A 13,169-nucleotide genomic window follows, 5' to 3' on the forward strand; every position below is an offset into this window, starting at 1 on the left:
AGGCTAATGCACCAATGATTTTAACGCTTTAGTGTTCGATAGTGGTGGGTTACGGCGTAGCCTAGCCCACCCTACAAAAGAGTTTACTTTGCTTACCGATATAGCCAAACACGCAAGAGTGAAAGCAGCTGTTCAGTATCTACGGGTTTGGTGATGTAGTCTGATGCGCCTGCTTCAATGCATTTCTCACGATCGCCTTGCATGGCTTTAGCTGTCAATGCAATGATCGGCAAAGTTTTAAATTGCTCGTTCTGGCGAATTAGGCGCGTTGTTTCGTAACCGTCCATTTCTGGCATCATTACGTCCATTAAAACGACATCGATGTCTGGTGTACTTTCTAGGGAAGCAATTCCATCTCTGCCGTTTTCAGCATATAACACCACCATTTGATACCGCTCTAACATACTTGTGAGCGCAAATATGTTACGCATATCGTCGTCTACAATTAGTACTTTCTTGCCTGCAAGAAAGTGACCTTGTGAATGCAGTTGTTCGAGTATTTGGCGTTTTGGTGCAGGTAGATTTGCTTGGACTCGGTGTAAAAATAATGCTGTTTCATCCAGTAGACGTTCGGGCGATCGCACGTCTTTGACAATGATTGTCTCAGCTATGCGTCTGAGTTCAGTTTCTTGGGCTTTGCTAATTTCCCTGCCAGTGTAAACAATGATCGGCAATGTTTCGCCATTCGGTTCCAGCTTAATCTGCTCGATGAGTTCAATTCCAGTCATATCTGGTAGCCCTAAATCTAGGACGAGGCAATCAAAATGCTTGTTGCGAATCGCTTCTAGGGCTGCTGCACCAGTGCCGACGGCAGTAGTAGCAACATCGCTGTTGCCAATCAATTCTACAAGACTCAGCCGTTGCGTATCATCATCTTCAACTATCAGCAAATTCTTCACCCGACGCTCAACAAAACCTTTTATTTTGGTTAATGCTTCGGATATTGTTTCACTGGTTAATGGTTTTTGCAGATATGCGATCGCTCCTAGTTGTAAACCGCGTTGTCGTCCTTCCTCAACTGTCATGATATGTACAGGAATATGACGCGTATTTGGGTCATGCTTGAGACGATCCAACACTGACCAACCATCCATTTCCGGCATTCTGATATCGAGTAAAACTGCTGAAGGCTGGTATTGCTGTGCTAGCGCTAAACCTGCAACGCCGTTTTGAGCAGCTATGACTTTGAATGACTGCTGGTGCGCCATCTCTATTAAGATACGTGCAAAGTTAATGTCATCTTCGACAATTAACAACACGCGATCGCCATTTTGGATATTGGCGCGATCGTCATTTATATCTGGGGACTGGGGATAAGGGGCTGGTGACTGAGTACTAGGAACTGGGGATAAGGGGTAACGCGTACTGGGGAGTGATTTTGATGTTGAGGACTCAGAGTTGAGAATTCTTGACTCAGGACTCAATTGTGGCAAGTAGAATGTGAAGGTGCTGCCCTGCTCTGGGGTACTAACAAGTGTAATTTCTCCACCGAAGAGACGAGCGATTTCGCGGCTGATTGATAAGCCTAAGCCTGTACCGCCATATTTACGACTGGTAGTGCCGTCGGCTTGCTGGAAGGCTTCAAAAATAACTTTCTGCTTTTCGGGGAGAATACCAATACCAGTATCGATGACTGCAAAGGCAATCACTGTCTGGGCGCGATTTAATGTTTCTTGATTGCGGCTCCAACCTTGCTTCGCTACGTGAATATGCAAGCTGACTTCTCCACGCTCTGTAAACTTAAAAGCGTTAGAGAGGAGATTTTTCAACACTTGTTGTAAGCGTTTGGCGTCAGTATATATCGTTCTTGGCAATTCAGGAGCTAATTCAACTGTGAAAGCAAGTCCTTTGTTTTGAGCTATTTGTCCAAAGGTGCGTTCAACCTGTTCGCTCAACTCAGTTAACACCATATGATTCATGTCAATTGACATGGTTCCAGATTCAATTTTGGCGAGATCCAAAATGTCATTGATCAATGCCAAAAGGTCGTTACCTGCTGAGTAAATTGTCTGGCTGTATTCGACTTGCTTGCTGGTGAGGTTGTGATCAACATTATCTGTCAACAACTTAGCTAAAATCAGCAAGCTGTTCAACGGTGTCCGCAGTTCATGGGACATATTGGCGAGAAACTCAGACTTATATTTTGACGAAAGTGCTAGTTGTTCTGCTTTCTCTTCTAAAGATCGTCTTGCTTGTTCAATTTCGCGATTTTTTCGCTCGACTTCTTTCTTTTGCAGCGCTAACATCTCGGCTTTTTCTTCTAACTCGGCGTTAGTTTGTTGTAATTCTTCTTGCTGTCCTTTGAGTAAATCTTCAGAAGTTTTGAGTGATTGAGCTTGTTGTTCTAGGCGTTTGTTGGTTTCTCTGAGTTCATTTTGCTGAGTTTGCAGTTCTTCAGCTAGAGATTGCGACTGCTTGAGCAATTCTTCAGTCCGCATAGAAGCGGCGATTGTGTTGAGGACGATCGCAATACTTTCGGTAAGCTGGTCGAAGAATGTTAAATGAATCTCACTAAAGCGGCGGAAAGAAGCTAATTCAATTACCGCCGTCACCTGTCCTTCAAACAGTACGGGTAACACCACGGCATTCAGCGGAGTTGCTTCGCCTAAACCAGAGCTAATTTTGACATAATCGCCTGGAACTTCCGTTAATAGAATCCGCTCTTTTTCTAAAGCGCATTGCCCCACCAAACCTTCACCCAAGTGGAAGCGGTTACCCAGATGTCTGCGTTCACGGTAAGCGTAGCTACTAATTAGTTTCAAATAGGCGGTACTATCCATGCCGTCCATCAGGTAGAATACGCCATGTTGCGCTCCTACTAATGGTGCTAGTTCTGAGAGAATCAGTTTGGATACTGTTTCTAAGTCTCGCTGACCTTGCAGCATCCGGGTAAACTTGGCGAGGTTAGTTTTCAACCAGTCTTGTTCTGTATTCTTCTGCGTTGTCTCCCGCAGATTGCCAATCATCTGGTTAATGTTGTCTTTGAGGATGGCAACTTCACCTTCGGCATCGACAGCAATTGAACGCGTTAAGTCACCTTTTGTTACAGCTGTTGCAACTTCTGCGATCGCTCTTAACTGTGTAGTCAAAGTCGCAGCAAGTTCATTTACATTATCTGTCAAATCTCGCCAAGTTCCTGCCGCCCCTGGGACTCTCGCTTGTCCGCCTAACTTACCTTCAATACCCACTTCCCGGGCTACGGTGGTGACTTGGTTGGCAAATGTCGCTAGGGTATCAATCATCTCATTGATTGTTTCTGCCAAAGTTTCAATTTCTCCCTTGGCATCTAGCATCAGTTTCCGTTTCAAGTCGCCATTCGCGACTGCTGTCACCACTTTGGCAATGCCTCGCACTTGCGCGGTTAAGTTACTCGCCATTGAGTTCACATTATCAGTCAAGTCTTTCCAAGTACCCGCGACGCCTTGGACTTCCGCTTGTCCACCGAGTTTACCTTCGGTTCCCACTTCCCGCGCCACCCGCGTCACTTCACTAGCAAAGGAACTCAATTGATCCACCATCACGTTAATAGTGTTTTTGAGTTCGAGAATTTCGCCTTTAACATCAACGGTGATTTTCTTCGATAAGTCACCATTTGCCACCGCTTTTGTGACTTCGGCAATATTCCGCAGTTGCGCCGTTAAGTTTCCCGCCATCAAGTTGAAATTGTCGGTCAAATCTTTCCAAGTACCGGCAACACCCCTGACGTAAGCTTGTACACCCAACTTACCTTCGGTTCCTACTTCCCGCGCCACCCGCGTCACTTCACTAGCAAAGGAATTGAGTTGATCCACCATTGTATTAATAGTGTTCTTTAACTCTAAGATTTCACCTTTAACATCCACGGTGATTTTCTTCGAGAGGTCACCATTTGCCACCGCCGTCGTTACTTCGGCAATGTTCCGCACCTGTGCAGTTAAGCTTCCCGCCATCGAATTCACGCTGTCGGTTAAGTCTTTCCAAGTGCCGGCAACGCCTCGGACTTCGGCTTGCACGCCCAACTTCCCTTCAGTTCCCACCTCTCGCGCCACCCGCGTCACTTCACTGGCAAAGGAATTGAGTTGATCCACCATTGTATTAATAGTGTTTTTCAACTCTAAGATTTCACCTTTAACATCAACCGTGATTTTCTTGGATAAGTCGCCTGTTGCTACCGCCGTTGTTACTGTGGCAATATTCCGCACTTGTGCAGTTAAACTTCCTGCCATGAAGTTAACCGAATCAGTCAAATCTTTCCAAGTTCCAGCTACGCCGCGCACATCTGCTTGCACGCCCAACTTTCCTTCACTACCTACTTCTCGCGCCACCCGCGTCACTTCACTCGCAAAAGAGTTGAGTTGATCCACCATTATATTGATGGTGTTTTTCAACTCTAAGATTTCGCCTTTTACTTGTACAGTAATTTTCTTCGATAAATCACCGTTAGCGATCGCAGTTGTCACGTCGGCGATGTTCCGCACTTGTGCCGTTAAACTTCCTGCCATGAAGTTCACGCTGTCGGTCAAGTCTTTCCACGTACCAGCCACACCGCGCACATCCGCTTGTACACCCAACTTTCCTTCAGTTCCCACCTCTCGCGCCACCCGCGTTACTTCACTGGCAAAGGAACTGAGTTGATCCACCATTGTGTTAATAGTGTTCTTCAACTCCAAGATTTCGCCTTTCACATCTACCGTGATTTTCTTAGAAAGGTCGCCGTTTGCTACAGCTGTCGTCACTTCGGCAATGTTCCGTACTTGTGCCGTCAAACTGCCAGCCATGAAGTTTACACTATCAGTCAAGTCTTTCCACGTACCAGCAACGCCGCGCACTTCTGCTTGTACGCCCAACTTTCCTTCTGCACCCACTTCACGGGCAACCCGCGTCACTTCCCCGGCAAAAGAGTTGAGTTGATCTACCATTATATTGATAGTATTTTTCAACTCTAAAATTTCGCCTTTAACATCTACAGTAATTTTCTTAGAAAGGTCACCAGTTGCCACAGCTGTCGTCACTTCGGCAATGTTCCGCACCTGTGCCGTCAAACTTCCCGCCATGAAGTTTACACTGTCGGTCAAATCTTTCCACGTACCTGCAACACCTTTGACATCTGCTTGTACGCCAAGCTTCCCTTCACTACCCACCTCACGCGCCACCCGCGTCACTTCACTGGCAAAGGAACTTAATTGATCCACCATTATATTGATGGTGTTTTTCAGTTCGAGAATTTCCCCTTTGACATCTACAGTAATTTTCTTAGAAAGGTCGCCTGTTGCGATCGCTGTCGTGACTTCGGCAATATTCCGCACCTGCGACGTCAAGCTTCCCGCCATTAAGTTTACGTTGTCGGTCAAGTCTTTCCATGTCCCAGCTACCCCTGGGACTTCAGCTTGCACGCCCAACTTCCCTTCGGTTCCTACCTCTCGCGCTACCCGCGTCACTTCACTAGCAAATGAATTGAGTTGATCCACCATCGTATTAATGGTATTCTTCAACTCCAAAATTTCCCCTTTGACATCGACAGTAATCTTTTTAGAAAGGTCGCCAGTTGCTACAGCCGTGGTCACTTCGGCAATATTCCGCACTTGTGCCGTCAAACTGCCCGCCATAAAGTTCACGCTGTCAGTCAAATCTTTCCAAGTACCTGCCACACCTCGGACTTCAGCTTGACCGCCCAACTTTCCTTCTGCACCCACCTCACGCGCTACCCGCGTCACTTCACTGGCAAAAGAATTTAGTTGATCCACCATGATGTTGACGGTGTTTTTCAAATCTAAAATTTCGCCTTTGACATCAACAGTAATCTTTTTAGAAAGGTCGCCATTAGCTACAGCGGTGGTGACTTCGGCAATGTTGCGGAGTTGTGCCGTTAAGTTACCCGCCATCAAATTCACATTATCAGTTAAGTCTTTCCAAGTTCCTGCAACACCTTGAACTTCAGCTTGTACGCCCAGCTTACCTTCAGTTCCTACCTCACGCGCTACTCGTGTTACTTCACTAGCAAAAGAGTTGAGTTGATCCACCATGATGTTAACGGTGTTTTTCAACTCTAAAATTTCGCCTTTGACATTAACAGTAATCTTTTTAGAAAGGTCGCCATTAGCTACAGCAGTGGTGACTTCGGCAATGTTGCGGAGTTGTGCCGTCAAGTTACCTGCCATAAAGTTAACGTTATCAGTCAAGTCCTTCCAAGTTCCGGCGACGCCTCTAACCTGTGCTTGCACGCCCAGCTTTCCTTCAGTTCCCACTTCACGGGCAACCCGCGTCACTTCACTAGCAAAGGAATTGAGCTGATCCACCATCGTGTTAACCATTACGGCAGTTTGCAGGAATTCACCTTTGAGGGGTCTGCCTTCAATTTCTGGTGCAATGGTTTGGGATAAGTCGCCATTAGCTACAGCCCGGATAACACGCGCTGTTTCCGCTGTTGGTTGAACTAAATCTGTAATTAGAGTATTGACAGAAGTTACACAATCTGACCAGGAACCGCGAACATTTCCTAAAGAAGCGCGTTCGGAAATTTTGCCTTCTTTACCTACGACATTACCGATTCGCTGTAACTCTGCCGCCATCCGCTCATTTTGCTCAATAATATCGTTGAGCGTATCGGCTACTTTTCCGGCTATACCAGTTTGGTCTATGGGCATCCGAGCAGAAAAGTCACCTCGTTTGACAGCAGTCAGCGTTTTTAATAGTTGTTTTAAATCGAGTTCGTCGCTGTCTTTAGTTAACTGTTCAGTCGCCATAGCCTTATCCTTATAAAAATTTTTGTGCTTTTTGCACTTTGTATCTGTTTTCAGGTACTTTCAAGTAATACTTAGCGTTTGCTCACTTTGAGGCAATAGTTGGGTTAATTTACGTGAAGTACTTTTGTTAGCTATTTCTGGAGTCCCCTAGATAATCATAGCTAGCCATTCTCTCTCGTAGATGTCTAGCAAATATTTTTAAATATAGATAAAGTTAACGGGTAACTCTCAGAATTTCCATATTAACAAGACTTACGCAAGAAGATTCTTTGGTTTGCTAACAATACAAAACTTGGGTGGAGAGTGGAATCTTACTTCCGATGGAAGAAGCGTTTCTAACTTAGAAGTTATAAGAATTCCTAGCCGACTTTATTTTACTCTCGGCTACTTTTTCAAGTAGTAATTTTAACGCGATAAGAGTATGTGATGTTTCCACTATGGTTACAAGCAGCTTTTTGGGGTTTAGTTGGTGGTTCTGCATTACTATTGGGTTGTGCAATCGGCTACTACGTCAAAATTTCTCAACGAGTGATTGCTGCAATTATGGCTTTTGGTGCTGGGGTACTTATCTCAGCTTTATCATTCGAGTTAATGGATGAAGCTTATCGACGTGGTGGTTTTGACTCAACAGCTATTGGATTTGTGAGCGGTGCTGTCGTTTACACAGTAGCTAACTTATTTTTAGCATCCAAGGGTGCTAAACATCGTAAGCGCTCAGGTCAACATCAGCCATCTGAGGCAGAACAGGACGGTAGTGGACTAGCGATCGCTCTTGGTGCTTTACTTGATGGAATCCCAGAGTCTATTGTCATTGGCATCAGTATGCTCGAAGGCGGTGTTGTTAGTTGGGTAACTGTAGCGGCGGTTTTTCTTTCCAATATTCCTGAAGGATTATCTAGCGCTGCTGGGATGAAACAAGCTGGACGTTCAACTACTTATATTTTCGGTATTTGGGGAAGTATTGCTTTGATATCTGGCATCGCTGCACTTTTGGGCTATGCTTTATTTTCTCACTTCTCAGTAGAAGTGATTGCTGCAACTACTGCTGTGGCAGCAGGAGCGATTTTGGCAATGCTCACAGATACAATGATTCCTGAAGCCTTCGCGCAAGCACATGATTTTGCTGGATTAATTACTGTGCTTGGGTTCCTTGCTGCTTTTGTTCTCAGCAAACTGTGACACTTGCATCTTTGCTAACAATCTTAAATAAATTAGATAATAAACAAAAGGCGATGCACTGCCAAAAAAGTTAGCGATCGCCTCATACAATTTGATTGGGTAATTTGATTAACTTGCAACAGCAAGTTGCTTTTTACGGGTGCGACGCTTACGGTCTGATTTTTTCTTAAGTCCGACCGCTTGAGCTTGATTGCTGTCTGAGCCATATTGCCCACGTACCACTTCTTTCATAGCTAATATAGCATTGTGAAATTCCCATTCTGCTAAGCGGGCAGCATCAGCAGCAGCACGAAATAAAGCTAGCTTCTCATTTTCGATTTGTTGCTGCGTTAACATAGCCTGATAAGCTTGCTGTAAATTTGCAGCAGAAGCATCAGCACGGGTTGTTTCATAGGTGTTGACAGTTTGCAAGCCATGCCATGAGGTTACATCTTGACTAATGACTTGAGGAGGCAAACGACGTGTAGTGTTTTGGGTAGGCATAATTTATACGTAGTGAACTATAATTTTAATGTACCCATTGCAACATAAAAACTAACAGTAGGGTAAGGTTTTTAGTAAGAAAGCTGATACGTTGGCAATGTCACTCAATACATTAACAATGTGAGTCGATGCATTGGCAATGTCACCCAATACATTAACAATGTCAGCCGATGCATTGGCAATGTCACTTAATACATTAACAATGTCAGCCGATGCATTGGCAATGTCACTTAATACATTAACAATGTCAGCCGATGCATTGGCAATGTAAGCCGATGCAATCAAATTGCGGCATTGATTCACGCTAATTATTGTTGTAAGCCAATCTGGGAAAGAGATACGCAAGGTGATCGGGATTAAAGCGATAAATGCGATTTTTTTCTTTTGGAGACGCTAACGCAAACGAGACGCTCCACGAACGTTTGCAATGATGGTAAATATTTTTGTCTACTTATGCAACGCTTCTACAGTTAATTAAATGTCGCTAAGCTAATTTTTGTTGCGTGTCAAGCACCTAAATATAGATTGTTAAATAGAAATTTGTGTAATAAAATATACCATTAAAAGTAAAAATTTAATGCATTTCGTATTTTAATATCATGTCCGCTTAATCACTTAGGATATGTCATTGTGAATGCAACATAGGCGAACACTTGCAATGACAACTAATCAGTCGGACATGATCTTAGTGGTCAATACGGTTCAGTTAAGCCTTTTTTTCTGCTTCTGCTTCCCCTGCTCCCCCTGCCTGCCTTAACAGATAAATTTCCTTAACTGAACTGTATTGTCTTAGTGGTATCTAATTGGCAAGTAAAGCCAGATAGAACATTCCAGTAATTAATAAATTTCCATAAACTTAGCGCACAAAATACAGTAAATATCAACCAGAAATAGCCTTCTGAATTGTTCACTCAGAAAACTTGGAGTTAGCTTATCTAATGACTACATTTACCGTCACCAACACTAATGATAGTGGCAGTGGTTCTCTTAGGCAGGCAATTTTAGATGCCAACGCTCTAACAGGGAAAGATATCATCAACTTTGATGGAATTTTCGCCGATAACATTGCTGATACTATAGCCTTGACTAGTAGCAGTCTTTTGATTACAGATAACCTAAATATTCAAGGTACAAACACTAACTTACCAACTGTTAGTAATGCCACTAACCGAGTGTTCAACATAGAAAGCGGTGTTACAGCAGAAATTAGTTTTTTAAGTATTACTAAAGGTAACTCTGAAGAACAATTTTCGCTAGGTGGCGGTATCCAAAACTTAGGCACTCTTATTTTGAGTGACAGTATTATCAGTGGTAGCACTGCATGGGAAAAAGGCAGTGGCATCTATAACTCTGGTACTTTGATTGTAAATAACAGCACTATCAGTAACAACACCGCAGGGTTTTTTGACTACGAAAATTCTGATATTAAGAATGGCTATGGTGGCGGTATTTACAATACTGGCTCTGTTACACTGAGCTACAGCACCATTAGTGGTAACGTAGCAGGACTCGAAACAGGCGGCGGTGGTGGCATCTATAATGATGGCACTTTGACAGTCTTCTACAGCACTATCACTAATAACATAGGGTTTTATGAAGCAGGTGGCATATCTAACAATGGCACTGTCACAGTCTTACACAGCAACATCACAAACAATAGTGCATTATTTGCAACTGGCGGCATTGATAATAATTTAGATTCAAGTATTTTAGTAATAGACGATAGTTTGATCAGTGGCAATACGGGAGGAACGGGAATACTAATCGGTGGTGGTATTGAAAACTCTGGAACTTTAATAGTCAACAATAGTACTATTAGTAACAATTTATTAGATGCACGTAGCCGATTTGCGACAGGCAGCGGTGGTATTTCTAATGTCTCTGGTGGCAGAGCAATAGTTAACAACAGCACTATTGGTAGTAACGAAGGAATTACAGGCGGTGGGATTTTTAATGATGGCATCCTGACGGTAAACAATAGCACCTTCAGCAGTAACAGAGCATATGCTGGCGGTGGAATTTTTAATGATGGCAGAGCAACAATAAATAACAGCACCTTTAGCAACAATTATGCAAGTGCATACGGAGGCGGCATCTCTAACGGTTCTGCCTACCCTGAAGTGTTGAGTGAGGGTGAAATACCAGAATTTTATGGCAGCACTCTAACGGTAAACAATAGCACTATCATTAACAATTCAACATCTTTCGCTCAAGGATCTGGCGGTATTTTCAATATCGATCAACTTTTTAACAGCAGTATCACTGGTGATGGCTCTGCAACAGTAAAAAATAGCATCATTGCAGGCAACTTTTTCATTAATGCAGATGATCCAACTAAAAATACCAACCTTGATGTAGGAGGTATCTTTATTAGCAACGGTCATAATCTCATCGGTAACCTGAGTGGCAGCACTGGCTTCAATGCCGACGAAGAGTTAACAGTTCCGCTTACAGACGTATTGGATACTACCTTACGAGACAATGGCGGACTAGTTCAAACTCATGCTCTGGTGATTGGTAGCCCAGCTATTAATGCTGGAGAAAACGCAGATATCCCGGCTGATACCCAAGACCAAGATCGTGACAGCAATACCAGCGAACCAATCCCATTTGACCAGCGCGGTTCTGGCTATTTACGCATATCTGGTGGCAGAGTGGACATTGGTGCTTATGAAGCAGTTGTAAACGTGATTAATGGCACTTCTGCCCCAGACACTATTAATGGCACAGTTGGCAATGATATTATCACAGGCTTACAAGGCAGAGATATTCTCTCTGGTGGTTTAGGTGCTGATACATTTGTCTACACAAATATTAGAGAGTTAGCCGATACCATCACTGATTTTGCAGTTGGCACAGACAAAATTGTGCTACAAGGACTGTTCCAACGTTTAAATCTCAGTAATTTGAATTTTGCTTCTGCGGTCGCTGGTGGCTACTTACAATTTGATAGCCAAGGCAGCAATACTGTAGTTTTGATTGACCCAGATGGCACAGCTGGTAAAAGTAGAGCTATCACTTTTCTCACTCTTCAAAATATAGCTGCTTCTTCACTCAACAACTCTGTTAATTTTGTCATCTAATCTCATTTGTAGTTAGTGCTTTAGCGAAGACAGCAATAACTACAAACTTTAATTTATTTACAGCCGAATTCAGGAGTCATAAGTAAATCCGGGTTTATACCAGAACAGCAAAATGGGGTACATCGATGCTGGAATCTGTTGAGCAACGCATTGAACGCGTAATCAATAATCTTCTGCCAGCGACAGTGGTGGAAGGAAAATTCGGTTCCCCAAAAAATCTGTATGAGCGATTGGTGCATTACCACACCCCAGGCATTAGTATTGCCGTTATCAATGATTTTGAAATCGAATGGACGCGTGGATTTGGGGTGTGCGAAGCTGGAACAACTCGTGAAGTCACACCATACACATTATTTCAAGCAGCCTCAATCAGCAAACCTGTTTTCGCCTTAGCGGTGATGCGTCTTGCACAAGAAGGCCAGCTCAATCTTGATGACTATCGAAGAAATGTTGCGTCCTCAACAGGCAGAGCAAATACAAGAAGCGAATGAATCATTTGTGGGATTAGGGAATGGATTATTTGTAGGATTAGGATTCTTCGATGCGGGTTTACGCGCATATTGGAAAAGGTGCTGTTGTGATGCTCAACTCAAATGAAGTCGAGCTGATGCCAGAAGTAATGCGAGCGATCGCGCTTGAGTATGACTGGCCTGACGTGTTTGCTAAAGAAAAAACAATCATCACCTTGCCAAAAGTTGACAATTACTCAGGGTTATATTTAACAAAATCTGGATTGCAGTTCAAAGTCATGAGCGAAGATGGAAATTTATTTCTACAATGTGGGCAGCAACCACCGTTACAATTCTTTCGTACATCAGAACTAGAGTTCTTTGCCAAAACAGTGAGTACCAGTATTTTTTTTGAAAAAGATGACACAGGTAATATTGTTGCGATGACGTTAAGCCAAGTAGGTGTTATGAGTTTAAGACCGCAAGCGGATCAAAAAATAAGAGCAAAAAGACAGAATTGAAAAGGATGGGACTGCGTGCTGTGTTAAAGGCGATAGCCAATTTTTTAGACTACGTTAGCTCTTGCGTCACCCATCAATCAATTTTTTTAATTTTTAACAGATGTTTTTGCAGACAAAGTTTATCACATCTGCAAGACCTGATTGAGTTTTCAAATTAGTAAAGATAAAAGGTTTATCGCCACGCATTTTTTTAGAATCTCGTTCCATGACAGTTAAATCTGCGCCGACATAGGGTGCAAGGTCAGTTTTATTTATTACCAACAAATCTGACTTGGTAATACCAGGGCCACCTTTGCGAGGAATTTTATCACCAGCTGCTACATCAATGACGTAAATGGTTAAATCCACCAATTCTGGACTGAAGGTAGCTGCTAAATTATCGCCACCACTTTCTAAAAATACTAAATCTAAATCAGAAAATCGCTCTTCTAACTGTTCAATTGCAGCCAAATTCATCGAAGCATCTTCACGGATAGCAGTGTGAGGACAACCGCCAGTTTCCACACCCAAGATGCGATCGCTTGTCAACGCTTGAGAACGCACCAAAAACTGAGCATCTTCCTGAGTATATATATCATTCGTTACTACCGCAATTTTATACTGCTCACGCAACGCCTTACACAAAGCATCGACCAAAGCAGTTTTCCCAGAACCTACCGGGCCAGCAACTCCTACTCTAAATGTGTTCATTTGTCATTTGTCATTTGTTATTTGTCATTTGTTATTGCCCCT

8 protein-coding genes are annotated in these 13,169 nt (G+C 43.3%); 4 read left to right on the top strand and 4 right to left on the bottom strand.

Going from position 1 to position 13,169, the window contains the following annotated elements:
* Positions 1-92 precede the first annotated feature (92 nt).
* On the bottom strand, positions 93-6,722 hold the full coding sequence (locus tag WKK05_RS17710; RefSeq protein ID WP_341530894.1) for a HAMP domain-containing protein: 6,630 nt from the start codon (positions 6,720-6,722) through the stop codon (positions 93-95).
* Positions 6,723-7,148: 426 nt separating this feature from the next.
* Between WKK05_RS17710 and WKK05_RS17715 the strand changes: the two genes are divergently transcribed.
* Complete coding sequence (locus WKK05_RS17715; protein ID WP_341530895.1) at positions 7,149-7,901, top strand: ZIP family zinc transporter; 753 nt, start codon at positions 7,149-7,151, stop codon at positions 7,899-7,901.
* Between the two features lie 108 nt (positions 7,902-8,009).
* On the opposite strand, the gene WKK05_RS17720 is transcribed toward WKK05_RS17715, so the two are convergent.
* Positions 8,010-8,384, bottom strand: a complete 375-nt coding sequence (locus WKK05_RS17720) for a hypothetical protein (protein ID WP_341530896.1) — start codon at positions 8,382-8,384, stop codon at positions 8,010-8,012.
* 51 nt (positions 8,385-8,435) lie between these two features.
* The gene (locus tag WKK05_RS17725) at positions 8,436-8,687 is read right to left on the bottom strand and encodes a hypothetical protein (RefSeq protein ID WP_341530897.1); all 252 of its coding nucleotides are present in this window, start codon (positions 8,685-8,687) and stop codon (positions 8,436-8,438) included.
* Between the two features lie 635 nt (positions 8,688-9,322).
* Here WKK05_RS17725 and WKK05_RS17730 point away from each other — a divergent pair.
* From WKK05_RS17730 to WKK05_RS17740, 3 genes are all read left to right on the top strand, one after another.
* Positions 9,323-11,467: a choice-of-anchor Q domain-containing protein gene (locus tag WKK05_RS17730; RefSeq protein WP_341530898.1), complete on the top strand. Its 2,145-nt coding sequence runs from the start codon at positions 9,323-9,325 to the stop codon at positions 11,465-11,467.
* Between the two features lie 125 nt (positions 11,468-11,592).
* Positions 11,593-11,958 carry a serine hydrolase domain-containing protein gene (locus WKK05_RS17735; RefSeq protein WP_341530899.1) on the top strand — a complete coding sequence of 122 codons (366 nt, stop codon included), beginning with the start codon at positions 11,593-11,595 and terminating at the stop codon, positions 11,956-11,958.
* A gap of 50 nt (positions 11,959-12,008) precedes the next feature.
* Entirely contained in the window at positions 12,009-12,437 is a 429-nt protein-coding gene (locus WKK05_RS17740; RefSeq protein WP_341530900.1) for a hypothetical protein, read from the top strand.
* Between the two features lie 93 nt (positions 12,438-12,530).
* On the opposite strand, the gene ureG is transcribed toward WKK05_RS17740, so the two are convergent.
* Complete coding sequence (gene ureG / locus WKK05_RS17745; protein ID WP_341530901.1) at positions 12,531-13,127, bottom strand: urease accessory protein UreG; 597 nt, start codon at positions 13,125-13,127, stop codon at positions 12,531-12,533.
* Positions 13,128-13,169 lie beyond the last annotated feature (42 nt).

The sequence above is a fragment of the Nostoc sp. UHCC 0302 genome, from assembly GCF_038096175.1.
Taxonomy (GTDB): Bacteria; Cyanobacteriota; Cyanobacteriia; order Cyanobacteriales; family Nostocaceae; genus UHCC-0302.

What these genes read in the sequence shown, in the direction of transcription:
- WKK05_RS17735 (WP_341530899.1), top strand. Translation starts at nt 11,593, where the DNA reads ATGCTGGAATCTGTTGAGCAACGCATTGAACGCGTAATCAATAATCTT.
- ureG (WP_341530901.1), bottom strand. Translation starts at nt 13,127, where the DNA reads ATGAACACATTTAGAGTAGGAGTTGCTGGCCCGGTAGGTTCTGGGAAA.
- WKK05_RS17715 (WP_341530895.1), top strand. Translation starts at nt 7,149, where the DNA reads ATGTTTCCACTATGGTTACAAGCAGCTTTTTGGGGTTTAGTTGGTGGT.
- WKK05_RS17710 (WP_341530894.1), bottom strand. Translation starts at nt 6,722, where the DNA reads ATGGCGACTGAACAGTTAACTAAAGACAGCGACGAACTCGATTTAAAA.
- WKK05_RS17730 (WP_341530898.1), top strand. Translation starts at nt 9,323, where the DNA reads ATGACTACATTTACCGTCACCAACACTAATGATAGTGGCAGTGGTTCT.
- WKK05_RS17740 (WP_341530900.1), top strand. Translation starts at nt 12,009, where the DNA reads ATGCGGGTTTACGCGCATATTGGAAAAGGTGCTGTTGTGATGCTCAAC.
- WKK05_RS17720 (WP_341530896.1), bottom strand. Translation starts at nt 8,384, where the DNA reads ATGCCTACCCAAAACACTACACGTCGTTTGCCTCCTCAAGTCATTAGT.